General features: G+C 60.8%; 13 protein-coding genes and 4 tRNA genes. 9 read left to right on the forward strand and 8 right to left on the reverse strand.

The annotated features are described in order from the left end of the window. Positions 1 to 112 precede the first annotated feature (112 nt). From HBR94_RS19970 to HBR94_RS19985, 4 genes are all read right to left on the reverse strand, one after another. Positions 113 to 188: transfer RNA gene (locus tag HBR94_RS19970), tRNA-His, on the reverse strand. Positions 189 to 265: 77 nt separating this feature from the next. Further along, positions 266 to 350: transfer RNA gene (locus tag HBR94_RS19975), tRNA-Leu, on the reverse strand. Between the two features lie 58 nt (positions 351 to 408). Then, positions 409 to 484 (reverse strand) — tRNA-His (locus HBR94_RS19980). Between the two features lie 32 nt (positions 485 to 516). Then, positions 517 to 593 (reverse strand) — tRNA-Arg (locus tag HBR94_RS19985). Positions 594 to 873: 280 nt separating this feature from the next. Between HBR94_RS19985 and folD the strand changes: the two genes are divergently transcribed. From folD to pbpG, 3 genes are all read left to right on the forward strand, one after another. Further along, positions 874 to 1,728, forward strand: a complete 855-nt coding sequence (folD, locus tag HBR94_RS19990; RefSeq protein ID WP_057445013.1) for a bifunctional methylenetetrahydrofolate dehydrogenase/methenyltetrahydrofolate cyclohydrolase FolD — start codon at positions 874 to 876, stop codon at positions 1,726 to 1,728. 28 nt (positions 1,729 to 1,756) lie between these two features. Beyond that, positions 1,757 to 2,080, forward strand: a complete 324-nt coding sequence (locus HBR94_RS19995) for a hypothetical protein (RefSeq protein WP_157717301.1) — start codon at positions 1,757 to 1,759, stop codon at positions 2,078 to 2,080. 246 nt (positions 2,081 to 2,326) lie between these two features. Further along, the gene (gene pbpG / locus HBR94_RS20000) at positions 2,327 to 3,250 is read left to right on the forward strand and encodes a D-alanyl-D-alanine endopeptidase (RefSeq protein ID WP_057441495.1); all 924 of its coding nucleotides are present in this window, start codon (positions 2,327 to 2,329) and stop codon (positions 3,248 to 3,250) included. A gap of 48 nt (positions 3,251 to 3,298) precedes the next feature. On the opposite strand, the gene HBR94_RS20005 is transcribed toward pbpG, so the two are convergent. Next, entirely contained in the window at positions 3,299 to 3,985 is a 687-nt protein-coding gene (locus HBR94_RS20005) for a peptidase C39 family protein (RefSeq protein ID WP_057441587.1), read from the reverse strand. Between the two features lie 212 nt (positions 3,986 to 4,197). On the opposite strand from HBR94_RS20005, the gene HBR94_RS20010 reads away from it, so the two are divergent. Continuing rightward, positions 4,198 to 4,359: a hypothetical protein gene (locus HBR94_RS20010; protein WP_170045434.1), complete on the forward strand. Its 162-nt coding sequence runs from the start codon at positions 4,198 to 4,200 to the stop codon at positions 4,357 to 4,359. A gap of 39 nt (positions 4,360 to 4,398) precedes the next feature. Here HBR94_RS20010 and HBR94_RS20015 read toward each other — a convergent pair whose 3' ends face one another. Both HBR94_RS20015 and HBR94_RS20020 read right to left on the reverse strand, forming a co-directional pair. Next, positions 4,399 to 5,679: a Zn-dependent hydrolase gene (locus tag HBR94_RS20015; protein ID WP_170045435.1), complete on the reverse strand. Its 1,281-nt coding sequence runs from the start codon at positions 5,677 to 5,679 to the stop codon at positions 4,399 to 4,401. Positions 5,680 to 5,806: 127 nt separating this feature from the next. Next, positions 5,807 to 7,294: an NCS1 family nucleobase:cation symporter-1 gene (locus HBR94_RS20020; protein ID WP_057441488.1), complete on the reverse strand. Its 1,488-nt coding sequence runs from the start codon at positions 7,292 to 7,294 to the stop codon at positions 5,807 to 5,809. Positions 7,295 to 7,894: 600 nt separating this feature from the next. Here HBR94_RS20020 and hydA point away from each other — a divergent pair. The 3 genes from hydA to preA all read left to right on the forward strand — a co-directional run bounded on the left by hydA (position 7,895) and on the right by preA (position 12,122). Next, positions 7,895 to 9,334 (forward strand): dihydropyrimidinase, encoded by a 1,440-nt coding sequence (hydA, locus tag HBR94_RS20025; RefSeq protein WP_057441486.1) that lies wholly within the window; start codon positions 7,895 to 7,897, stop codon positions 9,332 to 9,334. A 145-nt stretch (positions 9,335 to 9,479) separates the two neighbouring features. Next, complete coding sequence (locus HBR94_RS20030; protein WP_170045436.1) at positions 9,480 to 10,847, forward strand: NAD(P)-dependent oxidoreductase; 1,368 nt, start codon at positions 9,480 to 9,482, stop codon at positions 10,845 to 10,847. Beyond that, positions 10,848 to 12,122 (forward strand): NAD-dependent dihydropyrimidine dehydrogenase subunit PreA, encoded by a 1,275-nt coding sequence (preA, locus tag HBR94_RS20035; RefSeq protein ID WP_057441482.1) that lies wholly within the window; start codon positions 10,848 to 10,850, stop codon positions 12,120 to 12,122. A 112-nt stretch (positions 12,123 to 12,234) separates the two neighbouring features. On the opposite strand, the gene HBR94_RS20040 is transcribed toward preA, so the two are convergent. Continuing rightward, the gene (locus tag HBR94_RS20040) at positions 12,235 to 12,855 is read right to left on the reverse strand and encodes a TetR/AcrR family transcriptional regulator (RefSeq protein WP_029298440.1); all 621 of its coding nucleotides are present in this window, start codon (positions 12,853 to 12,855) and stop codon (positions 12,235 to 12,237) included. Positions 12,856 to 12,970: 115 nt separating this feature from the next. Between HBR94_RS20040 and copC the strand changes: the two genes are divergently transcribed. Beyond that, complete coding sequence (copC, locus tag HBR94_RS20045) at positions 12,971 to 13,336, forward strand: copper homeostasis periplasmic binding protein CopC (RefSeq protein ID WP_120733517.1); 366 nt, start codon at positions 12,971 to 12,973, stop codon at positions 13,334 to 13,336. 3 nt (positions 13,337 to 13,339) lie between these two features. Then, on the forward strand, positions 13,340 to 14,188 hold the full coding sequence (copD, locus tag HBR94_RS20050; protein ID WP_170045437.1) for a copper homeostasis membrane protein CopD: 849 nt from the start codon (positions 13,340 to 13,342) through the stop codon (positions 14,186 to 14,188). Positions 14,189 to 14,201: the final 13 nt, after the last annotated feature.

Raw genomic sequence — 14,201 nt, forward strand, 5'->3', positions numbered from 1 at the left:
AAAATACGACGAAGCGCCCTACCCCTGCGACCCAGTACCTGCAGCCGCCGAATACGCAAACCGCTAAAACAAAAAAGGCGCCAGACTGTTAAATCTGGCGCCTTTCGGAATATGGGGTGGACGAAGGGGATCGAACCCTCGACAACGGGAGTCACAATCCCGTGCTCTACCAACTGAGCTACGCCCACCATATTGCGTGACAAAGAAGCCAATTGCCTTCTCTGTTAAGCCCCAACCTAGCCCATGGCAAGGGTGACGCTGTATTTGGTGCGGATGAAGAGACTCGAACTCTTACGCCTCGCGGCGCTGGAACCTAAATCCAGTGTGTCTACCAATTCCACCACATCCGCGGCTTGAAACTTTTAAAACAAAGGCGCCAGACCGTTAAATCTGGCGCCTTTTGAAATATGGGGTGGACGAAGGGGATCGAACCCTCGACAACGGGAGTCACAATCCCGTGCTCTACCAACTGAGCTACGCCCACCATCTTGCGCTACTTGTGCCAAAGCTGCCTAATGGCGCACCCGGCAGGACTCGAACCTGCGACCATCCGCTTAGAAGGCGGATGCTCTATCCAGCTGAGCTACGGGCGCCTGATTAATCTGTACTCTTGGAGGACTACAAACTAAATGCTTCCAGCCTCACACAATAAAACAGCTATTGCGCTCGACCTTCTTAACCAGTGCTAGGCTGTGCCCGACAAGTGCGACGAATAGTATAGACGCCCCCAGGGGCCGTCAAATCTTTTTTGAAAAAAATTCATTTTATTTAAGGGGTTAGGGGAATTTGCAGACCAAGCGCCTTTGCCCTCACGTCCTGGCGTGCGAGAATGCGCGCACTTTTCCTCCCCCTCTCGATGGTTAATCACGCGTAATGACTGCACAACTTATCGACGGCAAATCAATCGCCGCCAGCCTGCGCCAGCAGATCGCCAAACGTGTCGCCGAGCGTCGCCAGCTTGGCCTGCGCACGCCGGGGCTCGCGGTGATCCTGGTCGGCAGCGATCCTGCCTCCCAGGTTTATGTCTCGCACAAGCGTAAAGACTGTGAAGAGGTCGGCTTTATTTCCAAGGCCTACGACTTGCCTTCCGACACCACCCAGCAGGCCCTCACCGACCTGATCGACGGCCTCAACGACGATCCGAATATCGACGGCATCCTGCTGCAATTGCCGCTGCCGGAGCATCTGGATGCTTCCCTGTTGCTGGAGCGCATCCGCCCCGACAAAGACGTCGACGGTTTCCACCCCTATAACGTCGGTCGCCTGGCCCAGCGTATTCCACTGCTGCGCCCCTGCACGCCGAAGGGCATCATGACCCTGCTGGAAAGCACCGGCGTCGACCTGTACGGCCTGGACGCCGTGATCGTCGGCGCGTCCAACATTGTTGGTCGCCCAATGGCCATGGAACTGCTGCTGGCCGGCTGCACCGTGACCGTGACCCACCGCTTCACCAAGGATCTGGCGGGCCATGTTGGCCGTGCCGACCTGGTGGTAGTCGCCGCCGGCAAGCCGGGCCTAGTCAAGGGTGAGTGGATCAAGGAAGGCGCCATCGTGATCGACGTGGGCATCAACCGTCAGGACGACGGCAAGCTGGTGGGCGACGTGGTGTATGAAACCGCCCTGCCCCGTGCCGGCTGGATTACCCCGGTGCCGGGTGGTGTTGGCCCGATGACCCGTGCCTGCCTGCTGGAAAACACGCTGTACGCGGCCGAAACCCTGCACAGCTGATCACCTGCAGCGCCAAAAGAGCCCCGCCTTGACCCAAGGCTGTTCACAGGTCACGCCGGGCTTCCTGAAAAATCCGCTGCCAGCTGTCTGGCAGCGGATTTTTTTATTCCCGCTCGATAGAACAGTGCGCCGCGGCTTTCTGAAAGTGATGCCTGCGCACTTAAAAGCAACGCCAATCAGCAGTGCAATCCCCAAACCCCATAACCCTATGATGGTCAGTGGCATCTGCGGCTTCACCGATCAACAACGTTGTAGTACCCCTACGCACAGTAATAAATGGGTGGCCCAACGAATCGTTTTACCGTTCATCTTCGTCCCTGATTTCAACGACTCCTACTCGACGCACCGCTGACAAAAAGCCCCTCTCAAAGGCCCTGAGGCTTTTGTGTCAGTCCTACATGCCCAGGGCTGACAGAAGCGTTTTTGCCATACCTGCTCGGCAACGCGCTTTGCGCTACAACCCTAACCAATCATCGGCTTACAGCCTTTATTTAAAGGCTCTCTATCAGTTTCTGATCCATACTAATAATATGTAACGTCATTTTTCATATAGCCGGTCACACCCGGTATTTTTCTACCTTTTAGCGAGTTCATCCGCGTGAATATTCGTCTTTCTCTTGTCAGCCTGTTCTTCGCATTCGCCGGCACCGTCGCCAACGCCAGCGAAACCACCCTGGCCCCACGGGACACCTCGCAACTGCACATCGCTTCGGGCAGCGCGATGTTGGTGGACCTGCAAACCAACAAGGTGATCTACGCCAGCAACCCCGACGTAGTGGTGCCGATTGCTTCCGTCACCAAATTGATGACCGGCATGGTGGTGCTGGACGCCAAGCAGAATATGGACGAGTACATCTCCATCAACATCAGCGACACCCCGGAAATGAAAGGGGTGTTCTCGCGGGTCAAGCTCAACAGCGAGATGCCGCGCAAGGAGATGTTGCTGATTACCCTGATGTCCTCGGAAAACCGCGCCGCCGCCAGCCTGGCCCATCACTATCCGGGCGGCTATGCCGCGTTTATTGCCGCGATGAACGCCAAGGCCAAGGCCCTGGGCATGAACAGCACGCGCTATGTCGAGCCGACCGGTCTGTCGATCCATAACGTGTCTACCGCCCGCGACTTGAGCAAGCTGGTGCAGGCCGCGCGCAAGTACCCGATGCTCACGCAATTGAGCACCACTAAGGAAAAGACCGTGTCGTTCCGCAAGCCCAACTACACCCTGGGCTTTTCCAACACCGATCACCTGGTCAACCGTGCCAACTGGGATATCAAGCTGACCAAGACCGGCTTCACCAACCAGGCCGGCCACTGCCTGGTGCTGGTGACCAGCATGGGCAATCGCCCGGTGTCGCTGGTGATCCTCGATGCCTTCGGCAAGTTCACACACTTTGCCGATGCCAGCCGCATTCGCAAGTGGATTGAAACCGGCAAGAGCGGCTCGGTGCCGGACGTAGCCCTGCAATACAAGGCCGACAAGAACCTCAAGGCCCGCCAGACCGGGGTCGCCCAGTCCCACTGAGGCACGGTTGACAGGCACAAAAAACGGCGCCCTCGGGCGCCGTTTGCATTATGGCTGCTTCGGCCTTTCGGCCATCACCTTGAGTGCCTGGGCGGCCGCCTGTTCCTGGCCGGCCTGGGCCGTGGCGTTGGCGGCCTGCTGCCACCTACCCGCATCCAGGTTGGCCGGCAACTGGCTTGGCCGCTGGACCAGCACCGCCCACTGGCCGGCGCTTTTCCAGGCGGACTCGAAGTCGCTGAACGCCACTGGGCGCCTCCGGTCCCTGGCAACTCGCAACACCACCGTACTGTTTTGCTGATTAAACCCCACCAGCACCGCATAACGCGGCTCGGCCCATAGCGTCGAGCCCTCGGTAATCCGCACCATCACCGGGTAGCCCGCCGCCACCTGCGCCAACAGCGCGGTCAGCTTGGGGTCCAGCGGATACACCAGCATCCCGTACTCACGCGCCAGTACCTGCATATTGCGCTCAAGGTCGGCTTCACCGCCCGGCAAATGCAATGGCTTATCCAGCAACCCCGGTGTAATCACAATGCCTTGTTGCGACAGCATGCTAGCCAAAGCGGCCGGACCACCCTGATAGGTGTCACCGCGAAACGCCGGCACCCCGTTGAGCTCTACGCGCTCGGGCAAACCGCGGAGGTTCGAGGGAGTGGGATGCCCCGCACACGCGGCCAAGCCGAGGACGCAGGCAGCCACCAACAAGGATGTTTTGAGGTTCGACCGTAAACGCAACTTCTTCACTCTCTTGATCATCAGCGGGCTGGGGCGTTGATCATAGGGCGCCCGGGGACGCGGGTATAGCCTTGGGCCACAGTAAAAAGCCCGGCATAGAGCAAACAAGTTGGATGTACACGACCATTGGTCAATAGCACGCAACCGGGAGGCAGCTAGACTGTCCATTGCAAAGACAGTGAGTGCCCTGCACAGGGCAAAAGGAGGCACTTATGAGCCTGACAACCACGATTTTCATGCTGGTGCTTAGCTGGCTGGCCGTCGCCGGCGCCATGTTGTGGGGGGTCTTGCGCGTGACCCGCCGGCACCATCATCCACAACCCAAACCCGCTGCACACGCCAAGAGCCACAAGCCAGTCGCGCATCACGCCTGAGCCCAGCCAGGAGCCGGCAGGCAGCCGGCCCCTACAGATCTAGGCCAGCTGTTTGCGAGCGACCGCAACTGACGCTGCCAGCATCGCCCGCAGTAACACCGCGCACCCCGCCGCCAGGTCATCCGGTGCCGCATTTTCGATCTCGTTATGGCTGATCCCGCCTTCACACGGCACAAATATCATCCCCGCCGGCCCCAGTTCAGCGACGAAGATCGCGTCGTGCCCGGCGCCACTGACGATATCCATGTTCGACAACCCCAGGCCATTGGCCGCCTCACGCACTGCATCGACACAGCCCTTATCGAAATACAGCGGTGGGAAATCGGCGGTGGGCACCATTTCGAAGGTCAGGCCGTGCTTGGCGCAGGTGTCGTCGATCACCTGGCGCACCTGGGCAATCATCGAATCCAGGCTCCCCGGTTCCAGGTGGCGGAAGTCGAGGGTCATGCGCACTTCGCCGGGGATCACATTGCGCGAGCCCGGGTAGGCTTGCAGGCAACCCACGGTGCCACAGGCATGGGGCTGATGGCCGAGGGCTGCGGCGTTGACCGCAGCCACCACTGCCGAAGCGCCGACCAGAGCGTCCTTGCGCAGATGCATCGGCGTCGGCCCGGCATGAGCCTCAACGCCGCGCAGGGTCAGGTCGAACCATTTCTGGCCAAGCGCCCCCAGCACCACGCCGATGGTTTTGCGTTCGTCTTCCAGGATCGGCCCCTGTTCGATATGGGCTTCGAAATAGGCCCCCACCTTATGCCCGCTGACCGGCCGGGTGCCTGCATAGCCAATCGCATTCAGTGCATCGCCCACCGTGACGCCCTCGGCGTCGGTCTTGGCCAGGGTGTCTGCCAGGGTGAATTTCTCGGCGAACACACCGGAGCCCATCATGCACGGTGGGAAGCGCGAGCCTTCTTCGTTGGTCCACACCACCACCTCCAGCGGCGCCTCGGTTTCGATCTTCAGGTCATTGAGCGTGCGCAACACCTCCACACCCGCCAATACACCGAAGCAACCATCGAACTTGCCGCCAGTGGGTTGGGTGTCGATATGGCTGCCGGTCATCACCGGCGCCAGCGCCGGGTTGCGCCCCGGACGACGGGCGAAAATATTGCCCACCCCATCGACGGTCACAGTGCACCCCGCCGCCTCGCACCACTGCACAAACAGATCCCGGGCCTGACGATCGAGGTCGGTCAGGGCCAGGCGACACACACCGCCTTTGGGGGTAGCGCCAAGCTTGGCGAGGTCCATCAACGACTGCCACAGGCGGTCGCGGTTGATGTGCTGATGGGTGGATTGCAGAACGTCGATGGCAGCGTTCATGGGGATCTCCTCAGGCAATATTATTGTTTGAGTCGGCGCGATATCCGTGGGGGCTGGCTTGCCTGGGATGGCGGCGGGTCAGTTACCACCGCTATCGCAGGCAAGCCAGCTCCCACATTGACCGCATTTACGACGGAAATTTAGCGGCGATAGGGCTGGTTTTGCGCTTGCTGCACAGCCCGTAATACAACACCCCGCCCAATGCCGATCCGGTAAACCAGCCGTAGCTGTAGAACCAGCTGAAGGCATCGCTGCCCAACGACAGCAAGGTCAGCACCACCGGCACACCGAAAGCGATAAAACCCGCCACGTTCCAGGCCGGGTACACGTCATCGCGGTACAGCCCCGCCAGGTCCAGTTGCTGGCGACGGATCAGGAAATAGTCCACCACCATGATCCCGGCAATCGGCCCCAACAGGCTCGAATAACCCAGCAACCAATTGGAATACACGGTTTCCAGGCTGACATCGGACACGATCAGGCCGAGCTTTTTCAGCAGTTCGTGGGCCATCAACGCCAGCCCCACCAGGCCGGTGAGTATCACGGCGGTGGTGCGGTTGATCAGCTTGGGCGCGATGTTCTGGAAGTCGTTGGTGGGCGAGACAATATTGGCCGCCGTGTTGGTCGACAGCGTGGCAATGATGATCAGCGCCATCGCCACCGCGACCCACACCGGGCTCTGGATGTGCCCAATCAGGGTCACCGGGTCGGAGACGCTGACCCCCACCAGTTTCACCGAGGCGGCGGTCATGATCACGCCCAGGGCGGCGAACAGGAACATGGTCAGCGGCAGGCCGAAAATCTGCCCCAGGATCTGGTCCTTCTGGCTTTTGGCATAACGGCTGAAGTCAGGAATATTCAGGGACAAGGTGGCCCAGAACCCGACCATCGCGGTCAGCCCGGCCATAAAGTACCCCGTCAGGCTCGCCCCTTCGGGCCGCTTGGGCGGGATCGCCATCAACTCGCTGAGCGACACATTGGGCAACGCCCACACCAGCAGGCCGATACCCACGGCCACCAGCAGCGGTGCCGACAGGGTTTCCAGCCATTTGATCGACTCGGCACCGCGCAGCACCACCCACAGGTTCAGCACCCAGAAGATCATGAAGCCGATCACCTCACCGGTGCCGCCCAGGCTCTTCCAGCCCTCGAAGATCGAGCCGAGGAACAAGTGAATCGCCAGCCCGCCGAACATCGTCTGGATACCGAACCAGCCGCAGGCCACCAGCGCTCGGATCAGACACGGCACATTGGAACCAAGGATGCCGAAGGATGAACGCAGCAGCACCGGGAACGGAATGCCGTACTTGGTGCCCGGAAAGGCATTCAGCGTCAGGGGCACCAGCACCACGATATTGGCCAGCAGGATCGCCACCAGCGCCTCGCCCACCGACAAGCCGAAGTACGCGGTGAGCACCCCGCCCAGGGTGTAGGTCGGCACACAGATCGACATGCCGACCCACAGCGCGGTGATGTGCCACTTGTTCCAGGTTCGTTCGTGCACCTTGGTCGGTGCCATGTCGTGGTTGTAACGGGGGCTGTCGAGGACGTCGCTGCCGGCGTCGAGTTCATACAGGCCGTCGCGTTCTATGACTTGCGATCTGTTCTGTTGCATGGCCGCTCCACGGTTTTTTTGAATTATTGTTGCTCATCCGGCGTTCAACGCTGGATGGCCGCAGTCCCGCATGGACAACATGACATCACGGACCCGGCCAACCGGCAGCGCACTCAATTACCGTGCCGCACACCGTCACCGCATCCGTACCGCTTATATAACTGGCTGATGTTTATCAGCTTTATTTTGTTTACCGAAAAGTCCCACGGCACTTTCAACGTTACTCAGGCCAAATAACGCAGAAGTTGTCCGAACAATCAGGACTCAATCTGGTGCAACACAATTATTTTTATTACTGCCTGCCGTCAAGAGGCAACTCTCAAGCGTCTGATTTGCAATAGGAAATGTTGCTCATATTGGGAACCTGTCAAGTGCGTCAAAATGGTGAGAGGTCGCTACATTTTGGTGATTTTCAGTTTTTACCCTTATAAATCAATAAGTTATTACAGATATATACTTATAAAAAATAATCTTGATCATTCGAAAAACTCGGGCTAGTTTCTATTCCTGTCACCGATGACAAGAATAGATTCTGTACGGTGAGCAGAACTACAACACTTAGAACTGGCATAAGCCGGTCAAGCCCCTGAGGAACTCGGCATGTCTCTGTTGATCCGCGGCGCCACCGTTGTTACCCATGATGAAAGTTATCCAGCCGATGTCTTGTGCGCAGACGGTCTAATCCGCGCTATTGGCACTGATCTGGAGGTGCCCGCCGGCACCGAGATACTCGATGGCAGCGGCCAATACCTGATGCCCGGCGGTATCGACCCCCATACCCACATGCAACTGCCCTTCATGGGCACCGTGGCCAGCGAGGACTTCTTCAGCGGTACGGCAGCAGGCCTGGCGGGCGGGACCACGTCGATCATCGACTTCGTGATTCCCAACCCGCAGCAGTCGTTGCTGGAGGCCTTCCATCAGTGGCGCGGCTGGGCCGAGAAGTCGGCGGCCGACTACGGGTTTCATGTCGCGATTACCTGGTGGAGCGAACAGGTGCGCGAGGAAATGGCCGAGCTGGTAAGCCACCACGGCATCAACAGCTTCAAGCACTTCATGGCCTACAAGAACGCGATCATGGCCGCCGACGACACCCTGGTCGCCAGCTTCGAACGCTGCCTGGAACTGGGCGCGGTGCCCACCGTGCATGCAGAGAACGGCGAGCTGGTGTATCACCTGCAACGCAAGCTGATGGCCCAGGGCATCACCGGGCCCGAAGCCCATCCGCTGTCGCGCCCTTCACAAGTGGAAGGCGAAGCGGCCAGCCGGGCGATCCGGATTGCCGAAACCATCGGCACGCCGCTGTACCTGGTGCATGTTTCGACCCAGGAAGCCCTCGACGAAATCACCTACGCCCGCGCCAAGGGCCAGGCGGTCTACGGCGAGGTCCTGGCCGGGCACCTGCTGCTGGACGACAGCGTGTACCAGCATCCCGACTGGCAAACCGCAGCGGGCTACGTGATGAGCCCGCCCTTCCGCCCCCGCGGGCATCAAGACGCACTGTGGCGCGGCCTGCAATCGGGCAACCTGCACACAACCGCGACTGACCACTGCTGCTTCTGCGCCGACCAAAAGGCCGCCGGGCGTGACGACTTCAGCAAGATCCCCAACGGCACCGCCGGCATCGAAGACCGCATGGCGTTGCTGTGGGACGAAGGCGTCAACAGCGGGCGCCTGTCGATGCAGGAGTTTGTCGCATTGACCTCCACCAACACCGCAAAAATCTTCAACCTCTACCCACGCAAGGGGGCGATCCGCGTCGGTGCCGATGCCGACCTGGTGCTGTGGGATCCCCAGGGCACACGGACCATCTCGGCCAAGACCCACCACCAGCGGGTGGACTTCAATATCTTCGAAGGCAAGACCGTACGTGGCGTACCCAGCCACACCATCAGCCAGGGCAAGCTGGTGTGGGTCGATGGCGACCTGCGCGCCGAGCGTGGTGCCGGGCGCTATGTCGAACGGCCGGCGTATCCGGCGGTGTTCGAGCAGCTGCGCAAGCGGGCCGAGCATTCCAGGCCAGTCGCGATAAACCGCTGAAATCGCCACTCGCAGGCAAGCCAGCTGCCACCCGTTGATAGGTGAACCCGATCAAATGTGGGAGCAGGCTTGCCCGCGATGAGGCCAGTGCAAACAACAAAAAACCAATGCCCGCCAGAGGCAAAAAAACCGTGAGGCCCTTACCGTGATCCAGACCCTGAACCACCTCCCCCACCCCAACGAAGATGGGGCGACCCTCGCCAGCCATTTCACCGACCTGGCACCGCCCCTCAATGCCCGCCAGGCCCACCTGGAAGCCTCGCGCTGCCTGTATTGCTACGACGCGCCGTGCGTCAACGCGTGCCCCAGCGAGATCGACATCCCCTCGTTCATTCGCAATATCCACACCGACAACGTCCAGGGCGCGGCGCAGAAGATTCTCTCGGCCAATATCCTCGGCGGCAGTTGCGCCCGGGTCTGCCCGACAGAAATCCTCTGCCAGCAGGCCTGTGTGCGCAACCACAGCGACGAATGCGCCCCGGTGCTGATCGGCCTGTTGCAACGCTATGCCATCGACAACGCGCACTTTGAGCAACACCCGTTCCAGCGCGCCGCCCCTACCGGCAAGCGCATCGCGGTGGTCGGTGCCGGGCCTGCGGGGCTGTCCTGCGCCCATCGCAGTGCCTTGCATGGGCATGACGTGGTGATTTTCGAAGCCCGGGAAAAAGCCGGCGGCCTCAATGAATACGGGATCGCCAAGTACAAACTGGTGGATGACTTCGCCCAGCAGGAGCTGGATTTCCTCTTGCAGATCGGCGGCATCGAAATCCGCCACGGCCAGCGCCTGGGCGACAACCTGAGCCTGAGCGACCTGCACCAGCAATTCGACGCGGTTTTCCTCGGCCTGGGCCTGGCCGCCAGCAAACACCTGGGCCTGCCCCACAAAGACGCCCCCGGTCTGCTCGCCGCCACCGACTACATCCGTGAGCTGCGCCAGGCCGACGACCTCAGCCAACTGCCCCTGGCCGACCGCTGCATCGTGCTCGGTGCCGGCAATACCGCCATCGACATGGCCGTCCAAATGGCTCGCCTGGGCGCGCGGGACGTCAACCTGGTATATCGCCGTGGCCTTGCCGACATGGGCGCCACCGACCATGAACAAGAGATCGCCAAGGCCAACCAGGTCCGCCTGCTGACCTGGGCCCAACCCGACACCGTGCTGCTGGACGACCACGGCCAGGTACGCGGTATGCGCTTTGCCCGCACGCGCCTGGAAAACGGCCGACTGCACACCACCGGCGAAACCTTCGAGCTGGCGGCCGATGCGATCTTCAAGGCCATCGGCCAAGGCTTCGACGAGCAGGCCTTGCACGATCCCCTGGCCCAGCAACTGCAACGCCAGGGTGAACGGATCTTTGTCGATGCGCAGCTGCAAACCAGTATCCCCGGCGTGTATGCCGGCGGCGATTGCATCAGCCTCGGGCAAGACCTCACCGTCCAGGCCGTGCAACACGGCAAGCTGGCCGCCGAGGCCATGCACGCTCAACTCATGCTCAACGTGGAGGCTGCGTAAATGGCCGATCTCTCGATTGTCTTCGCAGGTATCAAAGCCCCCAACCCGTTCTGGCTGGCCTCTGCGCCACCCACCGACAAAGCCTACAACGTGGTCCGCGCCTTTGAGGCCGGCTGGGGTGGCGTGGTCTGGAAAACCCTGGGTGAGGACCCGGCGGCGGTCAACGTCTCGTCCCGTTATTCGGCGCACTTTGGCGCCAACCGCGAAGTGCTGGGTATCAACAATATCGAGCTGATTACCGACCGTTCCCTGGAGATCAACCTGCGGGAAATCACCCAGGTGAAAAAGGACTGGCCGGACCGCGCACTGATTGTGTCGTTGATGGTGCCGTGCGTCGAAGAGTCATGGAAAAACATTCTGCCCCTGGTAGAAGCCACCGGTTGCGATGGCATCGAACTGAACTTCGGCTGCCCCCACGGCATGCCGGAACGGGGCATGGGCGCGGCCGTGGGCCAGGTGCCGGAGTACGTGGAACAGGTGACACGCTGGTGCAAGACCTACTGTTCGCTGCCGGTGATCGTCAAGCTCACGCCCAACATCACCGATATTCGCGTGGCCGCCCGTGCCGCGTATCGCGGGGGCGCCGATGCGGTGTCGCTGATCAATACCATCAACTCCATCACCAGCGTCGACCTGGAACGCATGGTCGCCCTGCCGATCGTCGGCACCCAAAGCACCCACGGCGGCTACTGCGGCTCGGCGGTCAAGCCGATTGCCTTGAACATGGTCGCCGAAATTGCCCGTGATCCCCAGACCCAGGGCCTGCCGATCTGTGGGATCGGCGGCATCGGCAACTGGCGCGATGCCGCAGAATTCGTCGCCCTGGGCTGCGGTGCAGTGCAGGTGTGCACGGCGGCGATGCTGCATGGTTTTCGGATTGTCGACGAGATGAAGGATGGCTTGTCGCGGTGGATGGACAGCCAGGGCTACAGCAGCCTGCAGGATTTTTCCGGGCGCGCGGTGGGCAACACCACGGACTGGAAGTACCTGGACATCAACTACCAGGTCATCGCCAAGATTGACCAGGCCGCGTGCATCGGCTGCGGGCGTTGCCATATTGCCTGTGAAGACACCTCGCACCAGGCGATTGCCAGCCTCAAGCAGGCCGATGGCACCCACGTGTACCAAGTGATCGACGATGAATGCGTGGGCTGCAACCTGTGCCAGATCACCTGCCCGGTGGCGGATTGCATCGAGATGGTGCCGATGGACACTGGCAAGCCGTTTCTCAACTGGACCCAGGATCCGAGGAACCCCTATCGGGAGGCGGTGTAACCGTTTAAATCGCTATCGCAGGCAAGCCAGCTTCCACATTTCAATGGTGTGAATCCAATCCAATGTGGGAGCTGGCTTGCCTGCGATGAGGCCCTCAACCTCTCCCCAAAGCTCAGGGCTCCAAGCCAATCCCCCGCAAAATCACACTGGTCACCGTCTGCACCGCCCGCTCGAACTGCATATCCGACAGCGCCTGATGGTCGTTGAGGATCATCACCTGGTGATCGAAGTCGGCATAGTGCTGGGTCGAGGCCCAGATCATATACAGCAGGCTCGACGGCTCCACCGCGAGGATGCGCTTGTCTTCCACCCATTGGCGGATCTTCGCTTCCTTCATCTTGGCCCAATCGTAGAGGCTCGCATCCAGCGCTTCGCCGAGGGTCGGCGCGCCGTGGATGATTTCATTGGCCCAGACTTTCGAGCCATAGGGGCGGCTGCGCGAGTGCTGCATCTTCGCCCGGATGTAGCTGCTGAGCACCACCCGTGGGTCATCGAACATTTCGAAGCACAGCGCATCCTGCTTCCACACTTCCAGCAGGTCGAACAAAACTGCGCTGTACAACTCGCTCTTGGTGCTGAAGTAGTAATGCAGGTTGGAGCGCGGCAGTTGTGCCTGTTCGGCAATGTCGGCCATGGCGGTGCTGCCATAGCCTTTTTCGGCGAAGACCTTTTCAGCGGCCAGCAGAATCTTTTCGACGTTGACCCGACGGATACCGATCTTGTGATTGCCCATAGGGGCTCCCTGACAACGACATGCCTGGAAGACTACCATCCGCTCTAGATCGGGGCGACAGCCTGAGTGGAAACTTCGTACACTGCCCGCTCCTCCCCTTGATAGGTAGTGCACGATGTTGATCAAGAACACGTTGATGGCGGTTGCCTTGCTGACCTCTCTGCTGGGCGCCCAGGCGGCCTTGGCCCACGCCCACCTGAAAAGCACCACGCCGGCGGCCGACAGCACCGTCGCGGCCCCCGCCGACCTGCGCCTGGTGTTTTCCGAAGGCGTCGAAGCCACGTTCACCAAGGTGTCCCTGAGCAAGGACGGTACCGAAGTGGCGGTCAAGGGCCTGGAAACTCCGGACAAAGACAAGAAAACTCTGGTGGTGACCCCGGCCGCCCCGTTGGCTGCCGGCACCTACAAGGTCGAGTGGCACGCCATCTCGGTCGATACCCACAAGAGCGCAGGCAGCTACAGCTTCAAGGTCGGCCAATAACCCATGGCAACCCTGCTGGTGCTGTGCCGTTTCCTGCACTTTATGGCGGTGCTGCTGATGTTCGGGGCCAGTGTGTTCCGGCCCTTGCTCCTGGGCACCAAGCCCCAGCCGGCAGTGGACCGGCAACTGGCGCGCCTCACCGGGCCACTGGCCTGGCTGGCCCTGGGCAGCGGTGTGGCGTGGCTGCTGTTGATCAGTGCCAGCATGGCCGGCAGCGACTTGCTGGCGCTGGACCTTGCAACGGTGCAATTGGTGCTGGGCAAGACTTTTTTCGGCCAGGTCTGGAGCGTGCACCTGCTGTTGAATGGCCTGTTGGTGCTGAGCCTGCTGACACGTTGCAACCGCGCGCGCCTGCCCCTGACGGCGCTGCTCCTGGCAACCCTGGCCCCCGTGGGCCATGGCGCCATGCTCAGTGGCCTTAGCGGGCAATTGCTGATCCTCAACCAGGCGGTGCACCTGCTCTGCGTCGGTGCGTGGCTCGGTGGGTTGCTGTTGTTGGTCCTGCTCCTGCGCCAAACGCAGCACACGCCCCTGAAAGAGATTCTGCAGCGCTTCAGTGGCATCGGTTACGGGCTGGTGGCGGGTTTGCTGGTCACCGGGCTGATCAATATCCGCGTGCTCACCGGGCAATTCTGGCCTACCCCGCTGTTCAGCGGGTTTGCCTTGATCCTGTTGATCAAGGCGCTGCTGGTGGCGGGCATGCTCGGCCTGGCAGTGCTGAACCGGATACGGACCCAGGATTGCCAGCAGCGACGTGGCCAATTGCAGGCCAGCGTGTTGCTGGAATGGCTGTTGGGCGCGGCAGCGGTGGCGGCCGTTTCCCTATTGGGCACCCTGCCACCGATGCTGTAGGAACATCGTCCAG

The organism is Pseudomonas sp. WS 5412 (genome assembly GCF_012985615.1).
In the GTDB taxonomy this organism is placed as follows: Bacteria; Pseudomonadota; Gammaproteobacteria; order Pseudomonadales; family Pseudomonadaceae; genus Aquipseudomonas; species Aquipseudomonas shahriarae.

What these genes read in the sequence shown, in the direction of transcription:
- copC (WP_120733517.1), top strand. Translation starts at nt 12,971, where the DNA reads ATGTTGATCAAGAACACGTTGATGGCGGTTGCCTTGCTGACCTCTCTG.
- preA (WP_057441482.1), top strand. Translation starts at nt 10,848, where the DNA reads ATGGCCGATCTCTCGATTGTCTTCGCAGGTATCAAAGCCCCCAACCCG.
- HBR94_RS20010 (WP_170045434.1), top strand. Translation starts at nt 4,198, where the DNA reads ATGAGCCTGACAACCACGATTTTCATGCTGGTGCTTAGCTGGCTGGCC.
- HBR94_RS20020 (WP_057441488.1), bottom strand. Translation starts at nt 7,294, where the DNA reads ATGCAACAGAACAGATCGCAAGTCATAGAACGCGACGGCCTGTATGAA.
- folD (WP_057445013.1), top strand. Translation starts at nt 874, where the DNA reads ATGACTGCACAACTTATCGACGGCAAATCAATCGCCGCCAGCCTGCGC.
- HBR94_RS20040 (WP_029298440.1), bottom strand. Translation starts at nt 12,855, where the DNA reads ATGGGCAATCACAAGATCGGTATCCGTCGGGTCAACGTCGAAAAGATT.
- copD (WP_170045437.1), top strand. Translation starts at nt 13,340, where the DNA reads ATGGCAACCCTGCTGGTGCTGTGCCGTTTCCTGCACTTTATGGCGGTG.
- HBR94_RS20015 (WP_170045435.1), bottom strand. Translation starts at nt 5,679, where the DNA reads ATGAACGCTGCCATCGACGTTCTGCAATCCACCCATCAGCACATCAAC.
- hydA (WP_057441486.1), top strand. Translation starts at nt 7,895, where the DNA reads ATGTCTCTGTTGATCCGCGGCGCCACCGTTGTTACCCATGATGAAAGT.